This is a genomic window from Mucilaginibacter arboris, assembly GCF_009754915.1.
GTDB lineage: Bacteria > Bacteroidota > Bacteroidia > Sphingobacteriales > Sphingobacteriaceae > Mucilaginibacter_A > Mucilaginibacter_A arboris.
Genome location: NZ_WPIK01000010.1, coordinates 29,177 through 55,336, shown reverse-complemented (window position 1 = coordinate 55,336; position 26,160 = coordinate 29,177). Strand labels below are relative to the sequence as shown.

26 protein-coding genes are annotated in these 26,160 nt (G+C 37.6%); 17 read left to right on the top strand and 9 right to left on the bottom strand.

Going from position 1 to position 26,160, the window contains the following annotated elements:
* The first annotated feature begins 48 nt into the window (after window positions 1-48).
* Both pssA and purS read left to right on the top strand, forming a co-directional pair.
* A complete protein-coding gene (gene pssA, locus GO621_RS12245) occupies window positions 49-768 on the top strand; it encodes a CDP-diacylglycerol--serine O-phosphatidyltransferase (RefSeq protein WP_157567423.1) in 720 nt (239 codons plus the stop codon).
* On the top strand, window positions 746-997 hold the full coding sequence (gene purS, locus GO621_RS12240) for a phosphoribosylformylglycinamidine synthase subunit PurS (protein ID WP_157567421.1): 252 nt from the start codon (window positions 746-748) through the stop codon (window positions 995-997). The genes pssA and purS overlap by 23 nt, the downstream gene beginning before the upstream one ends.
* Here purS and GO621_RS12235 read toward each other — a convergent pair.
* On the bottom strand, window positions 994-1,368 hold the full coding sequence (locus tag GO621_RS12235) for an Hpt domain-containing protein (RefSeq protein WP_157567419.1): 375 nt from the start codon (window positions 1,366-1,368) through the stop codon (window positions 994-996). The genes purS and GO621_RS12235 overlap by 4 nt on opposite strands.
* A 17-nt stretch (window positions 1,369-1,385) precedes the next feature.
* Complete coding sequence (gene folK, locus GO621_RS12230) at window positions 1,386-1,877, bottom strand: 2-amino-4-hydroxy-6-hydroxymethyldihydropteridine diphosphokinase (protein ID WP_157567418.1); 492 nt, start codon at window positions 1,875-1,877, stop codon at window positions 1,386-1,388.
* Between the two features lie 89 nt (window positions 1,878-1,966).
* Here folK and sppA point away from each other — a divergent pair, with 89 nt between their 5' ends.
* The 5 genes from sppA to GO621_RS12205 all read left to right on the top strand — a co-directional run bounded on the left by sppA (window position 1,967) and on the right by GO621_RS12205 (window position 7,758).
* Window positions 1,967-3,727, top strand: a complete 1,761-nt coding sequence (gene sppA, locus GO621_RS12225; protein WP_157567416.1) for a signal peptide peptidase SppA — start codon at window positions 1,967-1,969, stop codon at window positions 3,725-3,727.
* An 81-nt stretch (window positions 3,728-3,808) separates the two neighbouring features.
* Window positions 3,809-5,497 carry a DNA polymerase/3'-5' exonuclease PolX gene (locus GO621_RS12220; protein ID WP_157567414.1) on the top strand — a complete coding sequence of 563 codons (1,689 nt, stop codon included), beginning with the start codon at window positions 3,809-3,811 and terminating at the stop codon, window positions 5,495-5,497.
* An 18-nt stretch (window positions 5,498-5,515) separates the two neighbouring features.
* Complete coding sequence (locus tag GO621_RS12215; protein ID WP_232335647.1) at window positions 5,516-6,535, top strand: glycosyltransferase family 9 protein; 1,020 nt, start codon at window positions 5,516-5,518, stop codon at window positions 6,533-6,535.
* 54 nt (window positions 6,536-6,589) lie between these two features.
* Window positions 6,590-7,270, top strand: coding sequence for a porin family protein (locus tag GO621_RS12210; RefSeq protein WP_157567412.1), 681 nt, complete (start codon window positions 6,590-6,592; stop codon window positions 7,268-7,270).
* A 14-nt stretch (window positions 7,271-7,284) separates the two neighbouring features.
* On the top strand, window positions 7,285-7,758 hold the full coding sequence (locus tag GO621_RS12205; protein WP_157567410.1) for a SixA phosphatase family protein: 474 nt from the start codon (window positions 7,285-7,287) through the stop codon (window positions 7,756-7,758).
* A 2-nt stretch (window positions 7,759-7,760) separates the two neighbouring features.
* On the opposite strand, the gene dprA is transcribed toward GO621_RS12205, so the two are convergent.
* The 4 genes from dprA to GO621_RS12185 all read right to left on the bottom strand — a co-directional run bounded on the left by dprA (window position 7,761) and on the right by GO621_RS12185 (window position 11,295).
* Window positions 7,761-8,858 carry a DNA-processing protein DprA gene (gene dprA, locus GO621_RS12200; protein WP_157567408.1) on the bottom strand — a complete coding sequence of 366 codons (1,098 nt, stop codon included), beginning with the start codon at window positions 8,856-8,858 and terminating at the stop codon, window positions 7,761-7,763.
* A gap of 94 nt (window positions 8,859-8,952) precedes the next feature.
* A complete protein-coding gene (rsmG, locus tag GO621_RS12195; RefSeq protein WP_317163441.1) occupies window positions 8,953-9,579 on the bottom strand; it encodes a 16S rRNA (guanine(527)-N(7))-methyltransferase RsmG in 627 nt (208 codons plus the stop codon).
* A complete protein-coding gene (locus GO621_RS12190; protein ID WP_157567406.1) occupies window positions 9,569-10,183 on the bottom strand; it encodes an RNA polymerase sigma factor in 615 nt (204 codons plus the stop codon). Before GO621_RS12190 ends, rsmG begins: the two co-directional genes overlap by 11 nt.
* Entirely contained in the window at window positions 10,174-11,295 is a 1,122-nt protein-coding gene (locus tag GO621_RS12185) for a glycosyltransferase (protein ID WP_157567404.1), read from the bottom strand. Before GO621_RS12185 ends, GO621_RS12190 begins: the two co-directional genes overlap by 10 nt.
* Window positions 11,296-11,420: 125 nt before the next feature.
* On the opposite strand from GO621_RS12185, the gene tgt reads away from it, so the two are divergent.
* The 5 genes from tgt (at window position 11,421) to GO621_RS12160 (ending at window position 16,355) form a co-directional block, all read left to right on the top strand.
* Window positions 11,421-12,551: a tRNA guanosine(34) transglycosylase Tgt gene (tgt, locus tag GO621_RS12180; RefSeq protein ID WP_157567402.1), complete on the top strand. Its 1,131-nt coding sequence runs from the start codon at window positions 11,421-11,423 to the stop codon at window positions 12,549-12,551.
* Window positions 12,551-13,648, top strand: coding sequence for an LptF/LptG family permease (locus GO621_RS12175; protein WP_157567400.1), 1,098 nt, complete (start codon window positions 12,551-12,553; stop codon window positions 13,646-13,648). The genes tgt and GO621_RS12175 overlap by 1 nt, the downstream gene beginning before the upstream one ends.
* Window positions 13,649-14,560 (top strand): DMT family transporter, encoded by a 912-nt coding sequence (locus GO621_RS12170; RefSeq protein ID WP_157567398.1) that lies wholly within the window; start codon window positions 13,649-13,651, stop codon window positions 14,558-14,560.
* A 620-nt stretch (window positions 14,561-15,180) separates the two neighbouring features.
* Window positions 15,181-15,465 carry a DUF1049 domain-containing protein gene (locus tag GO621_RS12165; protein WP_157567396.1) on the top strand — a complete coding sequence of 95 codons (285 nt, stop codon included), beginning with the start codon at window positions 15,181-15,183 and terminating at the stop codon, window positions 15,463-15,465.
* Between the two features lie 2 nt (window positions 15,466-15,467).
* Entirely contained in the window at window positions 15,468-16,355 is an 888-nt protein-coding gene (locus GO621_RS12160) for an NAD(P)-dependent oxidoreductase (RefSeq protein ID WP_157567394.1), read from the top strand.
* A gap of 4 nt (window positions 16,356-16,359) precedes the next feature.
* On the opposite strand, the gene ispE is transcribed toward GO621_RS12160, so the two are convergent.
* The gene (gene ispE / locus GO621_RS12155) at window positions 16,360-17,163 is read right to left on the bottom strand and encodes a 4-(cytidine 5'-diphospho)-2-C-methyl-D-erythritol kinase (RefSeq protein WP_157567392.1); all 804 of its coding nucleotides are present in this window, start codon (window positions 17,161-17,163) and stop codon (window positions 16,360-16,362) included.
* 101 nt (window positions 17,164-17,264) lie between these two features.
* Between ispE and GO621_RS12150 the strand changes: the two genes are divergently transcribed.
* The 5 genes from GO621_RS12150 (at window position 17,265) to GO621_RS12130 (ending at window position 25,109) form a co-directional block, all read left to right on the top strand.
* On the top strand, window positions 17,265-18,059 hold the full coding sequence (locus GO621_RS12150; RefSeq protein WP_157567390.1) for a thymidylate synthase: 795 nt from the start codon (window positions 17,265-17,267) through the stop codon (window positions 18,057-18,059).
* Window positions 18,060-18,113: 54 nt separating this feature from the next.
* Window positions 18,114-20,015, top strand: coding sequence for a M1 family metallopeptidase (locus tag GO621_RS12145; protein ID WP_198170231.1), 1,902 nt, complete (start codon window positions 18,114-18,116; stop codon window positions 20,013-20,015).
* Window positions 20,016-20,017: 2 nt separating this feature from the next.
* On the top strand, window positions 20,018-20,500 hold the full coding sequence (locus tag GO621_RS12140) for a dihydrofolate reductase (protein ID WP_157567389.1): 483 nt from the start codon (window positions 20,018-20,020) through the stop codon (window positions 20,498-20,500).
* Window positions 20,501-20,697: 197 nt separating this feature from the next.
* A complete protein-coding gene (gene secDF, locus GO621_RS12135) occupies window positions 20,698-23,706 on the top strand; it encodes a protein translocase subunit SecDF (protein ID WP_157567387.1) in 3,009 nt (1,002 codons plus the stop codon).
* A 95-nt stretch (window positions 23,707-23,801) separates the two neighbouring features.
* The gene (locus GO621_RS12130; protein ID WP_157567385.1) at window positions 23,802-25,109 is read left to right on the top strand and encodes an NAD(P)/FAD-dependent oxidoreductase; all 1,308 of its coding nucleotides are present in this window, start codon (window positions 23,802-23,804) and stop codon (window positions 25,107-25,109) included.
* A 93-nt stretch (window positions 25,110-25,202) separates the two neighbouring features.
* On the opposite strand, the gene GO621_RS12125 is transcribed toward GO621_RS12130, so the two are convergent.
* Both GO621_RS12125 and GO621_RS12120 read right to left on the bottom strand, forming a co-directional pair.
* On the bottom strand, window positions 25,203-25,625 hold the full coding sequence (locus GO621_RS12125) for a GNAT family N-acetyltransferase (protein WP_157567383.1): 423 nt from the start codon (window positions 25,623-25,625) through the stop codon (window positions 25,203-25,205).
* On the bottom strand, window positions 25,615-26,088 hold the full coding sequence (locus GO621_RS12120; protein ID WP_157567381.1) for a low affinity iron permease family protein: 474 nt from the start codon (window positions 26,086-26,088) through the stop codon (window positions 25,615-25,617). Before GO621_RS12120 ends, GO621_RS12125 begins: the two co-directional genes overlap by 11 nt.
* Between the last annotated feature and the right edge of the window lie 72 nt (window positions 26,089-26,160).

Below are 26,160 nucleotides of genomic sequence, written 5' to 3'. Positions count from 1 at the left end.
ACTGCCATGCTATAACTTAAAACGTACAACTTAAAACCTACAACTTAAATGAAGAAACACATTCCAAATGCAATTACCTGTTCGCACCTTTTTAGTGGTTGTTTAGGTATTGTCTTTGCCTTTCATGGCCGGCTTGACTTTGCGGCTTATGCTGTTTTTATAGCTGCCTTTCTCGATTTTTTAGATGGAATGGCTGCCCGGTTGCTTAAAGTACATTCAGAAATCGGCAAACAGTTAGACTCGCTGGCAGATATGGTAAGCTTTGGTGTTTTACCTGCTGTTATTATTTATCATTTATTTTATTTGCCAAACATCGGTTCAGGCAGCTCTGTCTGGTGGTACAGCAGTGCTTTTTTTATCGCTGTTTTTTCTGCGCTCAGGCTGGCTAAATTTAATATTGATACCCGGCAAACCAACAGCTTTATTGGTTTGCCTACGCCGTCCGGTGCAATGCTTTCCGCTTCGTTCCCTTTAATTTTAAATCAGCATAATGCTTTTTTTACCGGGTTAATTTTAAACCATTGGTTTTTATTAACTTTTATTGTTATTAATTGCTGGCTGCTGGTTGCCGAACTGCCACTCCTCGCGTTAAAATTTAAAAACCTGGATTTTAAGGAAAATATTTACCGGTACATCCTGGTGTTTTTTGCAGTAGTTTGTCTGGTATTTTTTAAGTTTGCGGCAATACCAGTCATCATATTTTTTTATATTATTCTATCTATCATCCAAATCAGAACCACAAAAAATGAAGTTTCAAGCAGAAATTGATGTGATGCCAAAAAAAGAAATCCTGGACCCGCAGGGAAAAGCAGTTTCAGGAAGTATGAAAAATTTAGACTTATCGGAAATAACCCATGTGCGTATAGGCAAACATATCTCTTTAGAAGTGGAGGCAGACAATGAAGCCGCAGCACACGAAAAAGTAGAGCAGGCCTGTAAAAAATTACTGGCCAACCTAATTATGGAAAGCTATACTTTTAACCTTCATCAGGCTTAAACTCCGGCCTCCATTTGTTTTTTTACCTGGTAAAGCTGTTCTATACTTTTAGTAATGGATTTTTTTGCAGATTCAAATTTTTTGGCCAGCATGGGGTCTGTACCGCCTGCTTTAGCATTAATTTCTATTTCCTGCATTTCATCTTTAATGCGCTGCATACCAAAAAAACCAAGGTTTGATTTTACCTTATGCGCCAATGCTGATGTAGTAGCCCAATCACCGCAAGAAATAGAATTAGACATACTGTTAAAAATTTCTGGCGTCTGGACCAGAAACATATCAATAGATTCTATCATAAATTCTTTGTTACCGTCGGCAATTTCTTCTAAAAAAGAAAGGTCAAACTCTTGTTCACTGCTTTGCGTAATCATATAATCAATAGTAAAAACTAATTAGTTAATTTATATTTTTTTACCAGCAGTCCGTCATTAACTTCCTGCTTTAAACTATGTACTGTTTTATGTAATACCGGATGAATAAAATCGGGTATCAGTTCATCCAGTGGCACCAACGTAAACAAACGGTTATGCAATTCCGGGTGTGGTATTTTAAGCTCAGGTAAGTTAACAATTACTTTTCCAAAAAATAAAATATCTACATCAATTGTACGTGAATGCCATTTTTTTGTTCTTTCCCGATGCAACTTTTCTTCAATTTCCTGTGTTTTTTTTAAAACAACTGTCGGCAACAGGCTTGTTTCCATTTCTACCACCATGTTTAAGTAATCCGGAAGATCGGATACGCCCCATGATTGTGTTTCATAAACAGCTGAACTGCGCACCATCCTTCCAACCGTTTTTTCTAAAAGCCTGCATGCTTCTTTTAGGTACCAATTTCTATCACCTAAGTTACTTCCTAATAAAAAATAAACAAGTTCCATGTTGTAACAAATTATATAAGCAAAGCTCCTACATTTAATGTTATGGTTTTGCTAAGTTTGCGAATAAATAGAAATAGAATACCATTTTAATGAAACAATTTTTCAAATATGTTTTTGCTACCATCATCGGGGTTTTACTTTGCCTCGTGATCTTTACTTTCGTTGTTATTGGCATCATATCTTCTGCGGGAAAAGACAAGAAAACAGAAGTTGAAGCCAATTCTGTGCTTCGCATCTCGCTTGACTATGCCATTAAAGAAAGGACTTCTGCCAATCCTTTGTCTGGTATCCCGTTCCTAAATCTCAGCGTTAAAAAATCTTTAGGTTTAAATGATATTTTGGCCAACATTAAAAGGGCAAAAACCGATAGCAATATTAAGGGAATTTACCTGGATGAAAGCTACATGCTATCAGGAGAAGCTACTATTGAGGAAATCCGAAATGCGCTGATCGATTTTAAAAAGTCGGGCAAGTTTATCATTTCTTATGGTGAAATTTATACGCAAGGTGCTTATTATTTAGCTTCTGTTGCGGATAAGGTTTACATTAACCCAAAAGGCATTTTCGAGTTCCGCGGTTTTCATTCTCAATATACCTTTTTTAAAGGCGCGCTCGAAAAATTAGGTATCGAAGCACAGGTAATTAAAGTAGGCACTTTCAAAAGCGCTGTCGAGCCTTTTATCCTGGATAAAATGAGCGATGCCAACCGTTTGCAGGTAAACTCGTACTTAGGTTCTTTATACGATTATTTTTTGACCGGAATTGGCAAAAGCCGTAATTTGAACAAAGATTCACTATTCAACATTGCCAACAATTTAAGGATTAAATACCCGGAAGATGCCCTGAAATACAAGTTGGTTGACGGTTTGAAATATAAAGACGAAATTCTGGACGAATTAAAAAAACGTACCGGAAAAGAGCAGGACGAAAATATAAATTTGGTTGAAATGAACGACTATAACGATCCTGATCAAAATAAAGATAGCGGTTCGTCCAACAGCCGCATTGCCATAATTTATGCTTCTGGTGATATTGGCAGCGGAGAAGGCGATGATAATTCTATCGGTTCTGAAGGGATTTCTAAAGCCATACGTAAAGCGCGGTTAGATAAAAAAGTAAAAGCAGTTGTATTGCGCATTAATTCTCCTGGCGGAAGTTCGCTGGCTTCTGATGTTTTGTGGCGGGAAGTGGTGATGACCAAAAAAGTAAAACCCATTATCGTTTCTATGGGCGATGTTGCTGCCTCAGGTGGTTACTACATGGCTTGTGCAGCCGATTCTATCTTTGCCCAACCCAATACAATCACTGGTTCTATCGGTATTTTTGCTATCTTACCAAATATGCAAACGTTTTTGAACCAGAAATTAGGGATTACTTTTGATGGCGTTAAAACCGGTAAATTTGCTGACTTGGGTGATGTTACCCGTCCGCTAAACCCTGAAGAACGCATGATCTTGCAGGACCAGGTGAACCGCGGTTACCTTGATTTTACCAATGCTGTAGCTTCAGGAAGGAAAAAAACACAAAAATACATCGACAGTATTGGACAAGGCCGCGTATGGACCGGTTCTCAGGCCTTAAAAATTGGTTTGGTAGATCGTTTGGGAAATTTGGATGATGCCATCCATTCTGCAGCAGCGAAAGCAAAAATCACAGATTACAAATTAGTAGCTTATCCCGAACAAAAAACTTTGCTCGAAAACTTTGGTTCGGGTTTAACTTCTGAAGTAAAAACTTACATGATGAAACAGGAATTAGGCGAAAGTTACCGTTATTATAATGACCTGAAAACGATCCTGAAATTTAGCGGCACGCAAATGCGTTTGCCTTACACGTTAGATATTCGTTAATATTTTTTAAATAATATTTACAAAAGCTGCCTTGCAAAAGGCGGCTTTTGTATTTTTACTGCTTCTTTTACCGATGTTTTTATGGAGAATAAACAAATTGCCAGGCATCTCCGCTTCTTATCGCAGTTGATGGAACTGCATGAAGAGAACCCTTTCAAAATAAAATCTATTGCTAACGCTGCTTTTAAGGTAGATAAACTGTCTTTTCCGCTGGCTGAAAAAACGATTGCCGAATTAGATAAAATTGACGGTATTGGTAAAAGTTTGGCTGAGAAAATTGCAGAATTACTGGAAACCGGAACATTAAAAGAAACGGAAAACCTTCTTAACAATACACCTGCCGGAATTGTAGAAATGTTAGGGATTAAAGGGATTGGCCCGAAAAAAATTGCTGTAATCTGGCATGAGCTTCAGATCGATTCTGTTGGCGAATTGTATTATGCCTGCAACGAAAACCGGTTGATTGAAGCAAAAGGTTTTGGTTGGAAAACACAGGAACAAATCCGCAAAACGATTGAGTTTAATATCGCTTCGCAAGGCAAATTTTTATATGCGCAGGCGGAAGCAATTGAACATGATTTGCTTCAAAACCTGAATGCTTCTTTTACCGGCATAAAAACAGCATCGGCAGGAGAGTTTAGAAGAAATCTTGAAATTATTAATGAACTGGTTGTAGTAGTTGCTGCCGAAAACCGGGAACAAGTATTTTCAGGATTAGATGAAGCGGCGTATTTGGAATTTACATCAACAGATGAACAAAAGTGGAATGGAAAAACAGAACATGGAATGCAGGTTAAACTTGTTTTTTGCGAACTGCAACATTTTATCAAAACTGTATTTATAGAAACCGGAGATTTAGAACATGTACAAACTGTACTTTCTAAAATTGATGATCCTGACTTTCAGCCTGGATCCGAAGAAGAAATTTATAAGAAAGTAGGTTTACCTTACATCGAACCAGAATTGCGTGAAGGAATTTACTGGATAAACAAAGCATCTGCCGGAAAACTTCCCGAATTGATTACTTTTAAAGATTTAAAAGGCACCTTGCATAACCACAGTACCTGGAGCGATGGTGTAAATACGTTGGAAGAAATGGCGTTGTACAGCCGAGACAAGCTTCGGTTAGAATATTTCGGCATTTGCGATCATAGCAAAAGTGCTTTTTATGCCAGCGGTTTAAGTATTGAACGCGTTTTACAACAAGCAGAAGAAGTAGATGCGATCAACAAAAAACTACCGGATTTCCATATTTTTAAAGGAATTGAATCTGATATTTTAAGTGACGGTTCTTTGGATTACCCGGATGAAATTCTGGAAAAGTTTGATTTTGTGGTTGCTTCCGTTCATTCCAATTTAAGAATGACAGAAGAAAAAGCGATGGAACGTATCATAAAAGCAATCGAAAACCCTTATACCACTATTCTTGGCCATCCAACCGGCAGGTTGCTTTTAAGCCGAAACGGTTATCCGGTCGATTATAAAAAGATGATTGATGCCTGTGCTGCAAATGGCGTGGTGATTGAAATTAATGCAAACCCTTTACGTCTGGATTTGGATTGGCGCTGGCACCAGTACGCATTGGAAAAAGGCGTTTGGCTTTCTATCAATCCGGATGCACACCGTACAACTGGTTTGTGGGATATGCATTATGGCGTTCATGTTGCACGGAAAGGCGGTTTATCAAAAGAACAATGTTTAAATGCTTTGTCGGCTGTTGAAACCGCTCAGTTTTTTAAAGCAAAAAAAGAAAAGATTTTTACCCGGTAAAAGAAGCATCGCATTGTAATGAGTTCAACATCTGATCCTGCTATTTTGAAAAAAACGCTTAAAATATTGGTTATCCGTTTAAGTTCTATGGGCGATATTATTTATACAACGCCTGTAGTGCGCTGTTTAAAGTTGCAGTTGGTTGATGCAGAAATCCATTTTTTAACTAAACCTGCTTTTAAATACATTTACGAAGGAAACCCTTATGTAGATAAGCTGCTTCTATTGCAGAAAAATTTATCAGACACAATTTATCAGATCAAAGCAGAAAAATATGATTATTTGATTGACTTGCATAATAACTTGCGAACTTCCCTCATCAAATTTAAAACTGGTATTCCGGCTTCTACCTTCAAAAAACAACCTTTACAAAAGTGGCTTTATTTGAAATGGAAATGGAAATTCATTTCTGATAAACACCTGGTTGACCGTTATTTAGAAACGGTAGCTTTTCTGGGCATAAAAAACGATGGGCAGCCCATCAATTACTACCTGAAAAGGCAATACAAACTACCAGATCTGCTTCCGGCTTCTCACCTGCCCAACTATGTAGTATTTATTATTGGTGCCACGCATTTTACCAAACGCATGCCAAATGAAAAGGTAGCACAAATTTGTAATGATATTAATTTTCCGGTTGTTTTGCTTGGCGGAGATGATGTAAAAATCAATGGCGACGAAATTGCTTCTTTTACCGGCAAAAAAATTTACAATGCCTGCGGTACGCTTACTTTAGACCAATCGGTTTTTTTGTTGACACAAGCGCATAAAATTATCGGTTTTGATACAGGCTTAACCCACATTGCCGAGGCTTTTGATAAACCAGTTGCTTCTGTTTGGGGAAGTACAGCACCTGAATTAGTTGGCGTTTGGCCCTATCAAAAAAAAGATGCAGAAGTTATTGGTGTCGATTTATATTGCAGGCCTTGTTCTAAATTTGGTTTAGAAAAATGTCCGTTAGGCCATTTTAAGTGCATGAAAGACATCCCGAACCAGCAACTCATTAACTTTGCAAACAAAGCTGATGCTTCTTTTTAACCGTCATTCTTATTGACTAAATTTACCTCTACCTATTCATCCTAATTATTTTTGATGATGTTAAAAAAATGTACACTTATCTTTATTTCGCTGTTCCTGTTGTTCCAAACATTAAAGGCGCAAACTGTTAAAATTGGTGCAAAAGCAGGTATTAATTTTGCCTCTATCAGTGCTTATAATAATCCAACCAGTTCAACTTATCAATCTAAAAACTATAGTAATTTTAGGATCGGTGGCACAACAGAATTAGAGTGGCCTAAATTTACTATACAAACTGGTTTAATGTTGGATGGCAAAGGTGGTGAAAACACGTACATCAACCCGGAAACAAGTACCAACAGGCGAAAAAATGCCCGTTTATATTACTTAGAAGTTCCGGTCAGCTTTCTATATCGTAAGAGTACGAAAATCGGTACTTTATTTTTGGGCGGAGGCCCCTATGTAGCTTACGGGCTTTGGGGAAATTACACGCTCTCCGGTATTATTTTTGATTCTCCAATTGACGGAAGCGAAAAAGTTGCGTTTGGAAACAATGAAAACAGCGATTATAAACGTACGGATTACGGCCTCAATTTTAGGGCGGAGATCCGTTTATTACATGGAATCGGGTTTGAATTAAATTATGAATATGGCTTGCGGGATATTGCAACTCCGGGATTGTACGACGATGTAAATATTAAAACCAGGAATAAGGTTTTCGGTATAGCGGTTTCTTACCTGATCAAAAATAACTGATACTTCTTTTACCGATGAAAAAATTAATCTTGATAAGGCATGCAGAAGCCGAATCAATTTTAGAAAGCTTAACTGATTTTGACCGGCCGCTAACATCAAAAGGCAAACAGGATGCAGCACAAATGGCTGCTTTTTTATTAAACAGCGGAAATTTGCCTCAAATTACCATTACCAGTCCGGCTGTACGCGCTTTAGCTACAGCCCATATTTTTACTGCTACTTTAGGTTTGGATGATGCTGTAATAAACGCCAAAATTTATGAAGCAAATGTTGACGCTTTGCTTCAACTACTAAATCGGTTGGAAGATCAATACGAAACTGCGTGTTTGGTTGGTCATAATCCCGGTATCAGTAACCTCCTGTATTTTCTAACTGGTAAAATAACAACAATTCCTACTGCTGCCTGGGCCGAAGTTGAGTTAGAAGCAGACCGTTGGGCTGAAGTAAGCAGCGGGACCGGAAAAATGCTTCAATACAAATACACCTGAACTTATTTGATTAGAGTGTAGGATTTTCCCGGTAAAGACCGCACCAACCCTTGCATTTCGAGGTTCAACAAATTCATGGCAAGAATGCTTACCGGCAGGTTTGTTTGGATAGAAAGGTCATCAATTCCTGTTTGTTCTGCTAATTGCAGCATTTCAAAAATCGTTTTTTCATCTGTTGTTAAATCCAGCGGAAACAACAATTGCTGCTTTTTTACCAATACTGTATTTTCTAACCAGCCCAATTGTTCTGCCAGATCACTATAACCGGTTAGCAAACCAGCTTTGTTAAACCTTACTAAAAAGTTGCATCCTTCAGAAAACTCGTCTCCTATCCTTCCGGGAAAAGTAAAAACATCACGATTATACGAATTGGCAATTTCTGCAGTAATTAAAGCGCCGCCTTTAATGCTTGCCTCTACTACCACTGTTGCATCTGCCATGCCTGCAATAATGCGGTTTCTTTTAGGAAAATTTTCGCGTTCGGGATTGGTTTGAGATGGAAATTCTGTTAATAATCCACCATTTTCCATCATTTTTTCTGCAATGTGAGTATGTTGAGATGGGTAAACACGGTCTAAACCATGTGCTAAAATACCAACTGTTGGAAGCGTTTGCTTAACACACGCTTTATGTGCACAAATATCAATACCATAAGCTAAACCACTGACTATTGTTGCACCATACTTTTTTAAGTGCCCTATCAATTCGTCGCATAATTGTTTCCCGTAAGCAGTTGCATTACGCGTGCCAACAATGCTAATTACCCGTTGCTTGTTTAAATCTGCATTTCCCTTAAAAAACAGCATTACAGGTGCATCAATACAGCTTTTTAATCTTTTAGGATAAGCAGCATCAGTATAAAAAATAGCTTTTACCTTGTTTCTTTCTATAAACCGAATTTCATTTTCTGCTTTGACAAAACATTCTTTATTTAGAAATGCAGTTGCCATTTTTGGGCCGATACCTGGAATTTGTAATAATTTATGTTTGGAAGTTTTAAATATTTCTTCTGCACTTCCGCAATAACTGATTAGGTTTTTGGCAAGCACATCGCCAATTCCAGGAACAAATTTTAAAGCAAGCTGGTGTAGTAACGACATATATACTTTCGTCTAAATTAAAAATTTATTTTAAAGTATAAACAGGATGCTTCTTTTAGCAGGTAAAAATCGTTGCCGAGATAATTAAAGGAAGCTAAGCAGGTATATAAATTACTTTCTTGGTTTCAAAAAAGTCTTCTTCAAAAAAAGCATTTAAAGGAAACTGCTGTACTTTTAAATTAGATTCTGCAATTTCCTTCTCCAAGTCGCCGCCTTTTAAATAAAGCAAACCGTTTTTAAGCTTATTTTTTGATTGCTTGTTAAATTGGTTCTTTACCCAGGGATAAAAGTCTTTTAACTGGGTTACAGCGCGAGAAACTACAAAATCAAATTTTCCGTTAATTTCTTCTGCTCTTGCATGGCTTGGTTTCACGTTAGCTAACCCAAGTGCGTGTGATACTTCTTTTACCACCTTAATTTTTTTGCCGATAGAATCTACTAAATGAAACTGGGTTTCGGGAAATAAGATGGCTAAAGGAATGCCCGGAAAACCGCCGCCTGTGCCTACATCTAAAACAGTTTCTCCACCTAAAAAACTGCAAATTTTTGCTATTCCAAGAGAATGCAGCACGTGCCGCTCGTAAAGCAAATCAATATCTTTTCTGGAAATTACATTGATTTGCCCATTCCAATACGTATAAAGTTCCAGCAACTGTTTAAATTGTTGCTGCTGTTGTGTGCTTAGATCAGGAAAATATTTGAGCAGGATATCAAAAGTCACTATTAATATCTTTTCTCCTTCTATTCAACACGTTTGATAATAAATCCCTTGCCCTAAAAAGTTGTGCTTTTACGGTTCCTAAAGGCAAATCAAGTTCTTTCGCAATTTCATCGTACGACAATTCTTCAAAATAACGCAACATAATGAGGTTACGGTAACGAAGCGGTAAACCTTCTACAATTACTTTCAGCTCTTGCGCCTGCTGTTTTTTGATGGATGTTTCTTCCGGGTTTAATGTATCCGATTTAATTTGAAGCGGTTGGTTGTTTCCTTCTTCATCTACCAAACGGTCTATAGAAAGCGTGTTTAATTTCTTTTTACGGATAAAATCGATACAATTATTGGTAGCAATACGAAAAAGCCAGGTACTAAAAGCAAATTCCGGCTGATACTTATCCAGTTTCTGAAAAGCTTTACCAAAGGTTTCTACCGTTAAATCCTGCGCATCGTCCTTATTATTTACCATTTTCAAAACCATAAAGTAAATGGATTCTTTATAACGCTGCATCAAATCGGCATAAGCCTTCTGCTCGCCTTTCCTGGCGCGCACCACCAGGTTAAAATCATTTTTTGCGTTCTCAGAAAAGTTAACGTTTATTTCCATTTCAGATTTTTTGTAACCGACCCAACTATTCCAAATACATTCAGGTATATATAATAAAACAAATCTAACAGTGGCAACCACCAGATCAGGTCTGCTGCATCGAGTTTTCTAAATATTTTAGGATAAATAATGCTTTGTATAACCAGTCTGAAAATAAAAATCCCGCCTACAATCCAGGGCTCAAATTTTAGTAAAAGTAATACGGTTAGAAAGGTATAAAAAAGAAAGCCACTTAAAGCATCTAAAGTGATTAAAATACGGTTTTTTGTGCGGTAATATTTTCCTACGCCCATGTGCCGCCTTTTCTGCCGGTAATAACTGCCTAAACTGTCTTTAGCTTCGCTATAGGTATGTGTTTCGGGACTGATTTGAACAGTGGTGTTAAAAGCTGTTGCATTTTGATTAACAAACAGGTCATCATCACCAGACAAAAGGTGCATGTGAGCAGCAAATCCTTTAGAACGGAAAAATAAAGACTTGGTATAACCCATATTACGCCCAACACCCATATATGGGTTATTGTTTAATGCTGCCGATAAATAATTAATGGCAGTTTTTATAGTTTCAAACCTAATAAACGTATTAAATAAACCGCCGGTTTTTCGGTAGGGAGAATAACCAAGCACTATTTCTTTCTGATCTGTAAAACCGTCCTGCATTAATTGCAGCCATTGCTCTGAAGCTGGCTTGCAATCGGCATCCGTAAAAAGCAGATATTCGTTTTTTGCTGCTTTAATACCCATTGTTAAAGCAAACTTTTTACCTGTTTTAAAAAGTTTATGTTCGCTTACAGTAACAATTTTCAAATTGGGGTAAGCAGCTTTAAACTGATTGAGAATGTGTGATGAATCATCGTTTGAACAATCATTAACCACTACTACTTCAAAATCAGAATAATTTTGAGCTAAAATAGCAGGCAGGTTTTCCTGTAAGTTTTGTGCTTCGTTCCGGGCACAAATTACAACAGAAATTGGTAAGGTTTTTACTGCAGGATTATTGCTTATAAAATTGCTGAATTTAAATCCGTTGTAATAATAAAACAGGAAATACAACTGGACAACAAAACAAACCTGAAACAGTATAAACAGTGTATAATGTACTAATTCTTCCAAATTAAAATCAATTTTCGGCTTGCGAATTTCTTAAAAATTAACCGCATTACCGTATCCAAAGCAATAAAACATCCGCTAAAATACTTTTATTTCCTACTTTTGCGCCCTAATTGGTGTTTATATAAATGAAGTTTCAGCAAGTTGCCCTTGATACCCTTTCTAAAGCAAGGGCAGGAGAAATTACTACCGGTCACGGAACCATACAAACGCCAATTTTTATGCCTGTTGGTACAGCCGGAACAGTAAAAGCAGTACATCAGCGGGAATTGGCTAACGATGTTAAAGCACAGATTATTCTTGGCAATACCTACCATCTTTATTTAAGGCCGGGTTTAGATATTTTAGAAAAAGCGGGCGGATTGCACCAGTTTATGAATTGGGACAAACCAATTTTAACAGATAGCGGCGGTTACCAGGTTTATTCACTTTCCGAAGTTCGTAAAATCAAAGAAGAAGGCGTAACTTTTCGTTCGCATATTGATGGTTCAAAACATTTGTTTACACCAGAGAATGTAATGGATACACAGCGCATTATTGGTGCCGATATTATTATGGCTTTTGATGAGTGTACGCCTTATCCATGCGAATATGGGTATGCACGAAAATCCATAGAAATGACGCATCGCTGGTTAAAAAGATGTTGCGAACGCTTTGATTCTACTGAACCAAAATATGGTTACCCGCAAGCGCTTTTTCCAATTGTACAGGGTTCTGTTTATAAAGATTTACGCGAAAAATCTGCCGAAGCAATTGCTTTTTTTGAACGGGAAGGAAATGCTATTGGAGGTTTATCTGTTGGAGAACCGGCAGAAGAAATGTATGCCATGACGGAAGTAGTATGCAACATCCTCCCACAAAACAAACCGCGTTACTTAATGGGTGTAGGCACGCCTGTTAATATCCTGGAAAATATTGCTTTAGGTATTGATATGTTTGATTGTGTAATGCCCACCAGGAACGGCAGGAATGGTATGCTTTTTACCCGGAACGGCATTATCAACATTAAAAACGAAAAATGGAAAAATGATTTTTCGGCAATTGATGAAGACAGCGCTTTGTTTAGTGATATAAATTACTCAAAGGCTTATCTTCGACACCTGATCCATTCCGGCGAAATGCTTGGCGCACAAATAGCTACCCTGCACAACCTGAATTTCTATTTATGGCTGGTAAAAGAAGCACGCGAACAAATTATTGCAGGAACGTTTTACAACTGGAAAAATAACATGGTGAAAAAACTTGCACAACGTTTGTAATGCAAAAACTCACAAAGCGGTACCTTAAAATAATCGACTGGTACATCATCAATAAATATCTTGGAACCTTTGTTTTCACTTTAGGCATTTTCCTGGTGATTATTGTTGTGTTTGATATTTCCGAAAAACTGGATGACTTTTTAAAGCACGACTTAGGTTTCTGGTTTATTGTTACGCATTATTATTTTGGTTTCATTCCTTTTTACCTCAACTTTTTATCTCCGTTAATTAATTTTATTGCGGTTATTTTTTTTACTGCAAAAATGGCCGATCAAACCGAAATTGTACCTATTTTAAGCGGAGGGGCAAGTTTTAACCGGTTTTTAAGGCCTTATGCCGTTGCGTCTTCTATCATTTTTATCGTATCGCTGGTATTCAACGTTTTTATTATTCCGCACACCAATCAGCTTAAAAGCAGTTTTGAGAACACTTACGTAAGCAGTGGCAATAACGAATTAAAAAACGAAGTGCACATGCAGTTAGATAAAAGCACTTATGTTTATGTACAGTCTTTTGATGAAGCCCAGCATACCGGTTATCAATTCGTTTTAGAAAAATTTAAACAGGATACGCTGAAGGAAAAAATAATGGCCACCAGGGTTGTTTATGATTCGCTAAAAAGGGTTTGGTCTATGATGGATTATTCGATCCGCTATGTTAACGGGCTAAAGGAAAAAATGGTGAGCGGCGTTAAAAAAGATACTCTTTTAGATATGCATCCTGCTGATTTTGTGGGACATAACGCATACGACGCTATGCCCATGAAAGAACTAAATACAAATATTGAAAAAGAAAAAATACGGGGTACTGGAATTATGGTCGATTTGCTGTACGAAAAATATCAGCGATTTGTTTACCCGCTTTCCTCCTATATTTTAACGCTGATTGGTGTCTCTATGTCTTCCAGAAAAGTTCGCGGAGGTATTGGCTTACCTTTAGGAATCGGTATTTTTCTTTGCTTCGCGTATATTGTTACGGTCCAGTTTGCTAAAGTTTTTGCTTTAAAAGGAGGTTTGCCGCCCATTATTGCTGTTTTTATCCCCAATATTATTTTTGGCATTCTTGGCGGGTATTTACTTAGAAACGCCCCTAAATAAATGAAATTTAATTCTTTAAGTGCTTCAGATAAAAATCTGCTTATCCTTCATGGCACTGTTTTTATCTGGGGCTTTACGGGCATTCTCGGTGCCCTGATCTCTGTTTCTGCAGTTTACTTAGTTTGGTACCGCTTGCTGATTGCCTTTGTATCCCTGTTCCTGTACTTTGTGTTTGCAAGGGTAAATTTCAGGGTTAACTGGCAGGCCTTCCTTCAATTCATTTTTACCGGTGCTTTAGTAGGCATGCACTGGCTGCTTTTTTTCCAGTCCATAAAAATTTCTACAGTTTCTGTCACACTTGTTTGCCTTTCATCAATGACCTTGTTTACTGCAGTTTTCGAACCTTTAGTCACCAATAAAAACATTTCCCGGCTCGAAATTTTAGCTGGTATCATGATCATTACCGGCATTACTTTAATCTTCAAATTTGAATCTCATTACACTAAGGGTATCATTTTAGGATTGATTAGTGCTGCCTCAGCAAGCATTTTTTCTATCATCAACTCGCAATTCGTGAAGCAAAAGTCCGCGCCAGTTATTGCTTTTTACGAACTTTCAGGTGCTTTTTTCTGGCTTTCCTTATACCTGTTTATTATGGGCGGGTTTAAGAACGGATTGTATTTAAAGCATGACGACATTGTATATTTACTTCTTTTAGGTACTGTTTGTACGGCTGTAGCTTATGTTGCCGGTGTTTCTGTTATGCGCCAGTTATCTGCTTTTAAGGTTGCGCTGGTTACTAATCTGGAACCCGTTTATGGTATTATTATGGCTTTCATTTTTTTTGGAGACCTTAAAAAAATGACTACGGGCTTTTGGATAGGGGCTGTAATCATCCTTTCAACCATATTTTTATTCCCCTTGGCACAACAAAAAATTGCTGATTATCGGACAAAAAAGCAAACCCGTTAACACTTTTTCCTTAATATTTCAACCAGGAATAAACCCGCCTTTCTCATCAAATTTCTATCATTTCAATGTTTTTACATTTTAGGAATGTGCAAAATGCTGTAATTAATTTAATACTGTGGCATACTGTTTTTATGACATAAAAATCAGTAACAAATTTAATTTTTATAATTATTACAACAATTAATATGGTGAAAGTCAGTCATTAACGCTTATCAATTAAATTAGAAATAAAAGTAGAAACTATAAAAACAAAAATTTCCGGCTAATTAAATTAGCAAATATCGAAAATGGAATAAAATAAATATATAAAATACTGAAAGTCAGATACTAATCATTATTAACCTTTATTGAAAGTATAGTTATTTTTTAAGAAGTCTTAATGTTGCTGCGACGACTTTAATTGAGGGAAATTATCAAAAGAAGCAGTATAAATATTATGGCTCCTGGTTTCGAAGGAAAAAAATTAAATGAAAATAAATTTCACGTTAGTTAAACAAAGGCTGTACCATAAAAATCATTTTATAAAAATATTTTTTTGTACTTCTGTTGATTAGGAAAAACTATTAATCCTGATTTTAAGAAAACATCCTACCCTAACAAAATGTTGATTAATTTGAAGTATGAGCGCTAAAACTTTATTCGTTATTTTTCTAACCGTTTTGATTACCGTCGTCCTGATGCAGAATGCCGATGAAGTAAAATTTAAACTTCTTTTCTGGGATTTGTATTTGCCCAAATTGGTTATCCTGACCGGCGTCATTTTCCTCGGTATCATCCTTGGTTTATTGCTGGGCAGCCGGCCTTCCAAATCCTCTTATAACAATTACAACAACGAAAACACAAACAACAACCATAACCCTAACGATACACTAAGTGCAGAAGACAGGGATTACATCAGCGATTGATTATGAAAGAAAAAATTGGATTTATAGGATTAGGCAACATGGGTTTGCCCATGGCGAAAAACCTGCTTAAAGCAGGCTATGAGTTACAGGTTTATAACCGCACTGCATCCAAAGCAGATGACTTAGACCAAGCGGCAATTAAAGTTTGCAGTTCTCCGGAAGAAGCCGCGAGAGAGGTACAATACGTTATAACGATGCTTGCACAGGATAATATTTTAGAAGAATCAGTAAGCGGAGACAAAGGCTTGTTAAAATCGTTAAAAAAAGGGGCAGTGCATATTTCTATGAGTTCTATCTCTCCAGAAACATCTGTAAAACTAACTGCTTTGCATAAAGAAACAGAAACACATTATTTAACTGCTCCCGTTTTTGGCCGGCCAGAAGCCGCTGCTGCCCAGAAATTATGGATTTGTACTTCCGGCGATTCATCTTTAAAAGAAGCCGCAAAACCGATCCTGGAAAGCATGGGACAAGGAATTGTTGATTTTGGAGAAGAACCAGGAAACGCTAACGTAGTTAAAATAACGGGCAACTTTATGATCATGGCTTCCATGGAAATGATGGCGGAAGCTTTTACTTTAGGCGAAAAGAATGGAATCGATCCTAAAAAACTATCTGATTTCTTTGGATCTACTTTGTTTAACGCGCCAATTTACCAAAATTATGGTAAACTGATTGCAAACAAACAATACGAACAGGTGGGTTTTAAAGCGAAATTAGGTTACAAAGATGCGCGGCTGGCGATGGCTTTATCACAAAAAAGCGAAACGCCGATGCCTTTGGCCGCAACCGTGCATAACCGGCTGCTTTCTGCACTTGCAAAAGGTTGGGGCGAGCGGGATTGGGTGGAAGGATTTGGGCACGGCGTAACTGATGATGCCGGGCTCTAAAAAATCAAACATCATAAAAAACCTGGTTTGCCTGCTCAAATTTCTGCAAATCAGGTTTTTTGTTGAAGATGCCAAACACAGAAGCCCCACTCCCACTCATTGCTGCATAGATTGCACCTTGTTGATATAATGCTTCTTTTACCGCCTTAATTTGCGGATGGTGCTCAAATACCGACCTTTCAAAATTATTTTCAACAAGCGCTTTCCACTCTTCTACCGGAAGTTTTAATGCTGATCGCAGATCAGATTCTGAACGTACTGGTTTAACTCCTCCATACGCTTCTGCTGTAGAAACATGAATTGGTGGCATCACCAAAACCAAATAATAAGCAGCAAGATCAAGTTGTATTTCTTCAAAACGGTCTCCTTTTTCAAAAGCAAACACAGGTTTATTGCCGATAAAAAAAGCACAATCAGCACCAAGCTGCCTGGCATAATTTTGCATGGTTTCTGTGCTTAAACCTATTTCGCAAACTTCATTTAAAAGCTTGATAAAAAACCCGGCATCCGCAGAACCTCCGCCTAAACCTGCACCAATCGGAATATTTTTATGGAGATGAATGTTTACAGGAGGCAAATCATGTTCTTTTTTGATGAGATGATAAGCTTTTAAACACAAATTATCAGCAGCATTTCCGGGAAGAAAGTTGCCGGAAGAAGTAAAACGCAGTTCATCACTCAACACAACCTCCAGCGCATCGTGTATTTTTATGGGATAAAAAACGGTTTCCAAATTATGATAGCCATCACTTCTTAGTTCAACTACATTTAAACCGATATTTATTTTTGCGTTTGGAAAGACGATCATGCAGATTAACTACTACTACTTTTGAACATTTATAGGATTCCAAAAATAGATTATTTTTCTTTGCGGTTGCGTAATGCTTCTTTTATCAACTAAAAATCAACATGAAACAATACCAGGATTTGATGCGCCACGTTTTGGAAACAGGCAACCAGAAGCATGACAGGACAGGAACCGGAACTATCAGCGTTTTCGGTTATCAAATGCGCTTTGATCTGCAAAAAGGTTTTCCGGTGGTTACTACAAAAAAGCTGCATTTAAAATCCATCATCCACGAACTGCTTTGGTTTTTAAGCGGAGATACCAACATCAAATACCTGAAAGAAAACGGCGTAAAGATTTGGGACGAATGGGCTGATGCAGAAGGAAACCTTGGGCCAGTTTATGGTTACCAGTGGAGAAGCTGGCCTACGCACGATGGAAGTCATATTGATCAGATCAGTCAGATTGTAAATCAAATTAAAAACAATCCTGATTCCAGAAGAATTATTGTTTCTGCATGGAACGTTGCCGATGTGAATAAAATGGCGCTTCCGCCCTGCCATTGTTTGTTCCAGTTTTATGTTGCAGATGGAAAGCTTTCCTGTCAGTTGTATCAGCGCAGTGCTGATATTTTTCTGGGCGTTCCTTTCAATATTGCTTCTTATGCTTTGCTTACGTTAATGCTGGCACAGGTTTGCGGTTTAGAAGCTGGAGATTTCATCCATACTTTTGGCGATGCGCACATCTACAACAATCATATAGAACAAGCTAATTTGCAACTGAGCCGGGAACCGAGAGCTTTACCAACAATGAAAATTAATCCGGAAGTAAAAGATATTTTCAGTTTTAAGTTTGAGGATTTTACGTTGGAAAACTATGATCCTTGGCCACACATTAAAGCGCAGGTTGCGGTTTAATTTTTTAGAGCCTTTAATCAAAACAGATGCTTCTTTTATCATATAAAAATTGTAATGAATATAATAGCTCCTACTAAATCCCTTGCTTCAGCAATAATTTTGCTGCTTTTTTGCTGCTTATTTAAAAGCAAGGCGCAAACCTTGCCGATGCCAGACTACGTGCAGCAAGCTTACCAAAAAGGTACGCATTTGATGGATGGCAAACCGGGCAAAAATTACTGGCAAAACCACGGGCGTTATAATATTTCAATTTCTGCCGCGCCTCCCAATCGTTTAATTCGTGGTACAGAAGAAATTACCTATTTCAATAACAGTCCGAACACGTTGAATGAGCTGGTGATGAAACTTATTCAGAATATCCATAAAAGGAACGCTGTAAATACAAGAAACCGCCCGAATCAGGATACTTTAAGCAACGGGATTGTGATTGATAATTTTGAAGTAAACGGCAAGAAAACAGCTTTACCAGATAACGAAGGCCATTACACCTGGCAAAATGTAGCTTTAGATCGTCCCTTAAAACCAAATGATTCTGTCAAACTAAATGTTAGCTGGCACTTTTTTATCTCTTCTCAGCATGGACGAGAAGGCATTATTGACAGTACAACTTTTTTCCTTGCTTATTATTACCCGCGTGTTGCCGTTTATGATGATTACAACGGTTGGGACCGATTAGATTTTACTGGTGGCCGCGAGTTTTATAACGATTTTAATGATTATACATTCCAGGTTACCGTACCAAAAAATTATATTGTTTATGCAACCGGTACTTTACAAAACCCAACAGAAGTTTTACAGCCTGTTTATGCTAAACGTTTAAATCAATCTTTAACGGCTGATTCTGTTTTTCATATCGCTACAAAAAACGAATTGGGAAATCACTCGGTAACGCTTCAAAATCAAACCAATACCTGGAAATGGAAAGCTACTTATTTAACAGATGTTGCGCTTGCCATAAGTGATCATTTTGACTGGGACGCCAGCAGTACGGTTGTAGATGAAAAAACCAACCGCCGCGCAAGTGTGCAAGCTGCTTATAACGATACTTCTGCAGATTTTCATCAGATGGTAAAATACGGTCAGCACGCGTTAAACTGGTTTTCTAAAAACTGGCCTGGCGTGCCGTATCCTTTCCCAAAAACAACTATTCTTCAAGGTTATGCCGGAATGGAATATCCAATGATGGTGAATGATGAAACTTATGCTGATACTACTTTTTCGAGGTTTGTTGCAGAACATGAAATTGCACATACCTGGTTTCCTTTTTACATGGGCATCAACGAATCAAGTTACGGATTCATGGACGAAGGCTGGGCAACAACTTTTGAATATTTAATTGGCCAGGTTGATTTAGGAAAAGAAAAAGCTGCAGAAAATTACAAACAATTTAGGGTTAACCGCTGGATCAAAAATCGTTCGGTAAAAGAAGTACCAATTATTACCCGCGGAGAATTAACGCCAAACAATATTCTCGGCAGTAACGAATACGGAAAACCATCATTAGCTTATTTAGCTTTAAAAGATATGCTGGGAGATGCGCTTTTTAAGAAAAGTTTGCAGGAATTTATGAGCCGTTGGCATGGAAAACATCCAATTCCCTGGGACTTTTTTTACTCGATCAATAATGCTTCCGGTAAAAACCTCAACTGGTTTTGGAACAATTGGTTTTTCTCCGATAATTACATCGATCTTTCAATTTCAAAATTAGATCAAGTTAAAAAAGGTTATAATTTGGTTATTGATAATATTGGAGGTTTTGCCATTCCGTTTGATGTTAAAGTAACTTATGCTGATGGCAGCACGAAAATTTTCCATCAAACGCCGGAAGTTTGGCAGAAAAATCAGAAACAAGCTTCCATACTTCTTTTATCGACTAAAAAAATCGTTTCTGTAAACATTGACGGCGGGATTTATATGGATGCTGATACGGGCAACAATACTTTAGCAGTAAAATAAGCATGGTTATTTCTCTTATTGTTGCTGTCGCAGCCAATAACGTTATCGGTAAAAACAATCAGTTGCCCTGGCATTTGCCTGCCGATTTGAAGCATTTTAAGCGGATAACTACCGGCCATACTGTTTTTATGGGCAGAAAAACTTATGATTCTATTGGCAAGCCTTTGCCAAACCGCAAAAATGTTGTCATCAGTAAAAGTGTTAAAAAAATAGAAGGATGCGAAGTTGCAGCTTCGCTGGAAGAAGCTTTAAAGTCAGCATCAGAGGAAGCAGAAATTTTTATCATTGGCGGAGCAGAAATTTTCCGCCAGTCTTTTTTCTTGGCAGAACGCATTGAATTAACTTGCATTCATCAGGATTTTGATGGCGATACTTTTTTTCCGGAAATTGATCCTCAAACCTGGACAGAAACACAACGAGAAGATTTTGCTGCGGATGAAAAAAACCCTTTTTCTTATTCGTTTATCACTTTAAAGCGCCGTTGATATTGGAATGCTTCTTTTATCAACCTAAAATTAGTATAACCCATACTTAAAATCATCTTAAATTGTAGCTGTTATTAACGCTGCTATGATTAAAAGAGAAATTATGCAAATGAAAAAACCTAAATACCGTTTTTTTGTTAGCTTTGCCGTCTTGTTAAAAAACCCATAAACAACATAAAATATACATTTAACAGAACATGCAAAGTAAAGGAGTAATTAAATTCTTCGCAATTGTTCTGGCAATCGTCTGCCTTTATCAGCTATCCTTTACCTGGGTAGCACAAAATGTAGAAAAAAACGCCAGAAATTATGCCAAAGGCAATCCTGAAAAGGAAAGGTCTTATCTCGATTCGATCTCTACAGAACCGGTATATCCTGTTTTTAACCATACTTATCAGTACTGCAAAGAAAAAGCCTTGGCTTTAGGTTTGGATTTAAAAGGCGGAATGAACGTAACGATGCAAATTTCGCTGGCCGAACTGGTAAAATCTTTGTCTGATAACAGTACTGACCCTGCTTTTAACCAGGCTTTAGCTAATGCAGAAGTTCAGTCTAAAAACAGTCAGCAGGATTATATTACGCTATTTGTAAACGAGTACGAAAAGTTAAACCCAAACGGTAAACTGGCCCCTATTTTCTCTACAAAAGAAAGCCAGAGCCGCATTAAGTTTGATGCTTCCAACAATGAGGTAAAGCGTTATTTACAGAATGAAGCTAAAAGCGCGGTGGACCGTTCTTATAATATCCTAAGGACCCGTATTGATAAATTTGGTGTTACTGCCCCAAATATTCAGTTGCAAAGTGGTTCTAACCGTATCCTGATTGAATTGCCCGGTGTTTCTGAAGCAAATACAGACCGTGTCCGTAAATTATTACAAGGTTCTGCAAAACTGGAGTTCTACGAAACTTTTGACAATGCTGAAGTTGTTAATTTACTGGCTAATATTAACAATATTTTAGCAGCCAAAGCAAAGTTGGCTGCTGCGCCTGCAAAAGATACCTTAACTGCTACTGCTACTTCAAAAAAAGATACGGCTTCTGCTAATACCAGCTTGTTGAATAAAGTTGCCAAAAGCAAATTAGCAGATACAAGTTCTAAAAACTTAAAAAACAGCAATCCCGCTGTTAGCAGTCCGCTGCTTAACCAAAACATGCTGCGTCCAAATGTTTATGCTTCTCAAAACGGAGGCATGCAGGCGGCACCAGGAGCAGTTGTTGGTTTTTCGGCTGTTGGCGATACTGCTAAAGTAAACAGGCTGCTGGCAAATGCTGATGTAAAAGCAGTAATACCTCAAAACATGAAGTTTATGTGGGGCGTAAAAGCCATGCCGATAAATGAGGATTACAGCAGGCGCTTTAACGATAAAATTCCGCGCGTTGAACTTTATGCGATAAAACTGACAGGTGCCGATGGCGGGCCTGTATTAGCCGGTGATGTAATTGCGGATGCCCGTAATGATTATGACCAGAAAGGAAGCCCGGAAGTACAAATGACCATGAACAGCGAAGGCGCTGCTAAATGGCGTACTGTTACGGCTGCCGCTTCTGCTGATAAGAACAACTTAAAAGCAATTGCTATTGTATTAGATGATAATGTTTATTCTGCACCAACTGTTCAGAACGAAATTGCCGGTGGTGTTTCATCTATTACCGGAACATTTACGGTTGATGATACCAAAGATTTAGCCAACGTTTTAAAAGCCGGCCGTTTACCAGCTCCTGCGCGAATTGTAGAAGAAGCCATTGTTGGCCCGTCTTTAGGCCAGGAAGCTATCAATGCAGGTTTAATCTCGTGTGTTGTTGGTTTATTAGTGGTATTGGTTTTCATGGTTGTTTATTACAGCCGTGCCGGTACAGTTGCCGTTGTTGCTGTTTTTATCAACGTTTTCTTTTTGTTTGGTGTATTGGCAAGTTTAGGCGCTGTACTTACACTTCCTGGTATTGCAGGTATCGTGTTAACGCTTGGAATATCGGTGGATGCCAACGTATTAATTTATGAACGTGTAAGGGAAGAACTTGCACATGGTAAATCTATCCGTATTGCTATTGCCGATGGTTTTAAACATGCCATGCCATCCATCCTGGATTCAAACATCACTACCTTTTTAACCGGTATCATCCTTTACGTTTTTGGTTCAGGCCCGATCCTTGGTTTTGCAACCACATTGTTAATTGGTATCATTACTTCCCTGTTCTGCTCACTTTTAATTTCCCGTTTAATTTTTGAGTGGATGCTTGAAAAAGGCTGGGACATCAGCTTTTCTCATCCCTGGAGTGCGCATACTTTTAAAAACGCCCATTATGCCTTTGTTAAAAACAGGTTTAAGTTTTACACCTTCTCCGGTCTGTTTATCCTTGCCGGTTTAATCTCCATTTTTACAAGAGGGTTTAGTTTAGGCGTTGATTTTAAAGGAGGAAGAACTTATGTAGTCCGTTTTGAAAAACCAGTTGATGCACAACAAGTGCGCGAAGTATTAGACAAAACCTACAATTTAACCACAGAAGTTAAAACTTTTGGTACAGCCAATCCTCAACTACGCATTACCACAACTTATTTGGTTGATGATAACTCGCCTAATGCTGATACCAAAGCTGAAAATAAATTAAAGGAAGGCTTAAAGCAGGTTAATAATCCAAGCGAGATTATGAGCCAGCAGAAAGTTGGCCCTACCGTAGCAAATGATATTAAAACCAGTGCCATCTATTCTGTAGTATTTGCCATATTGGTAATTTCATTCTACATCCTCATTCGTTTCCGAAAATGGCAATTTAGTTTAGGTGCCTTAATTGCAACGGCACATGATGCTTTGCTAGTATTGAGTTTCTTCTCATTATTTTGGGGGATCCTTCCTTTTTCATTGGATATTGACCAGGCATTTATTGCGGCTATTTTAACGGTTATTGGTTACTCCATTAATGATACAGTAGTTGTTTTTGACAGGATCCGCGAATATCTGGGCCTACACCATTCTAAAACAGATGACCCTGAAGCAGTAATTAATGATGCTATCAACAGCACTTTAAGCCGTACCATTATCACAGCTTTAACTGTTATTTTCGTACTGATTGTATTATTTATTTTTGGTGGGGAGGTTATCCGCGGATTTTCTTTTGCCTTGCTGATAGGTGTATGTTTCGGTACCTATTCTTCCATCTGCGTAGCTACACCGGTTATTGTAGATTTTGGCAAAAAAGATTTAAAATAATTTCAATAATACTATTAAAAAGCCGTTTTGATTATTCAGAACGGCTTTTGTACTTTTAAATGCAAACAGAATCGTTAAAATTCTGTAATAAATGTATGGAATCAAATTACAACAACAGCTTTCCTAAAGTCGTAATTATCGGCGCTGGCTTTGGCGGGATAGAACTTGCAACAGATCTTAAAAATAAAGAAGTAGATGTTTTACTTATAGATAAGCATAATTATCACACTTTTCAGCCTTTAATGTATCAGGTTGCAACCGGCAGACTCGAGGCAGATTCGATAGCTTTTTCTATCCGGAAAAATTTTGAAGGACAAAAGAACCTGCGTTTCCGCATAGCTGAAGTACAAAAAATCAACCCGTACAAAAATAATATTGAAACAAGCATTGGTGTAATTGATTACGATTACTTAGTGATTGCTACGGGTTCTACAACTAATTTTTTTGGAAATAAAGAGATTGAGCAACATGCGCTTCCAATGAAAAGCATTCCTGAAGCTTTAAATCTCAGAAGCGCGATCTTACAAAATCTGGAAGCATCGCTCCTTTTAAAAACTCCGGAAGAACGAGAACCTTATCTTACTTTCGTTTTGGTTGGAGCTGGCCCAACTGGTGCAGAATTAGCAGGTTCTCTTGCTGAAATTCGAAATAACATTTTGGGCAAAGATTACCCTGAATTGCATAAGGAAGAAATGAAAGTTTACCTGGTAGATTTCTTGCCGAAAGTTTTAGCCAATATGTCTGAACAGGCATCTAAAAAAGCCCAGGAGTTTTTAGAAGAAATGAATGTAGAAGTACTAACAGGCGTGAAAGTAGAAGCTTACGATGGCGAAGTAATTTCGTTTGAAGGCGGCAGAAAAATAAAAACTAAAAACGTAATCTGGTCTGCCGGCGTACAAGGCGTTGTTCCGGATGGTTTACCAAAGGAACAAATTGCAAAGGGGAATCGTATTTCTACAGACGAAATCAATAGGGTAATAGGATTTAATAACATATTTGCCATCGGCGATGTAAGTTCTTTTGTTAACGATAAATATCCAAAAGGATTACCAGGTGTTGCGCCTGTAGCTATACAGCAGGGAAAACATTTAGCAAAAAACATTTTACACTTGGTTAAAAGTGAACCAACTGAAAAATTTGAATATAATGATCAGGGCTCTATGGCAACAATTGGTAGAAATAAAGCTGTAGTAGATTTAGGAAAAATTAAATTTCAGGGGTTTTTTGCCTGGTTAGTTTGGATGTTTATTCACTTAATTTTATTAATGGGCTTTCGTAATAAAGTAGTGGTTTTTATTAATTGGCTGGGAAGCTATATCAGCCGTAATGGCGGGCAGCGTTTAATTATCAGGCCTTTTTATAAGGAAGATTTAAAAGTGGCTAACCCTGGTCCAAAATTATAACCTAAAACGCCTTATAACTGAGGTGTTTTTAGGTTTGTTGTGTAGCCGATAACATTAATGCTGTTTTTAACAGGCAAAAAATGTATTTACGCTTTACGAATTCAGCAACATTTTATAATGCCGGATGCCTGCTTCTTCAAACTCTTCTCCTAGTTTTTTAAAATTAAATTTCTCGTACAAACCAACTGCTTGTATTTGTGCGTGTAGATAAATATGATCCGCACTGGATGGCAAATCTGCCAGAACAGCTTTAACCAATGCTTGCCCAACTCCGGCTCCCCTGAATTTTTTTAATACGGCAAAACGTTCCAGCTTGTACCCGTTTGCTGTTTTCCGCCAACGCGCTGCGCCCGCTGGTTCTCCGTTTACTTTTGCCAGAAAATGTACCGATTCATCTTCATGTTCCCATTCTAATTCTGGCGGACAATCTTGTTCTTCTACAAATACTTCCCTTCGGATAGCAAAAACATTTTCTAAAACATCGGGATCGTTTACTTTATTTACTTCAATGTTCATTTTTTTCTTCTGAAAAATCTTTATGAGATTTTAGTTTAGTTGAATGATTTTTATTAGCTGCATCTATAGAATGTGATTCATGGATATCAGAATCTTTTCTGGCAAGATTTGTTAATGTACAATAAAACTGATGCAGGTCATCCAATTCTTTTTCAGATAAATCTTCAATACTTACCATCCGGTTGCTGGCGTATTTATTAGCTGCAATTAATTCGTTTAGTTTTAGATGTATCGCTTTTGAATCTTTATTTTGTGACTTTTGGATAAGAAATACCATCAAAAAAGTAACAATGGTAGTCCCGGTATTGATAATTAGCTGCCAAACATCAGAAAACTTAAATAACGGGCCGGTTATAGCCCAAACGATAATGATGATGAGCGCAAGAATAAACGCAGTTGCACTACCGGTAGCCTTAGTTGCCCAGTTAGCAAAGCGCTCAAATAAATTACTGTTTTTTGCCATACATTTTTTTATAAATAAATTTTAACCATACCGAAAATAAAAAACGCCATTGCAAATATAACAACGGCGTTT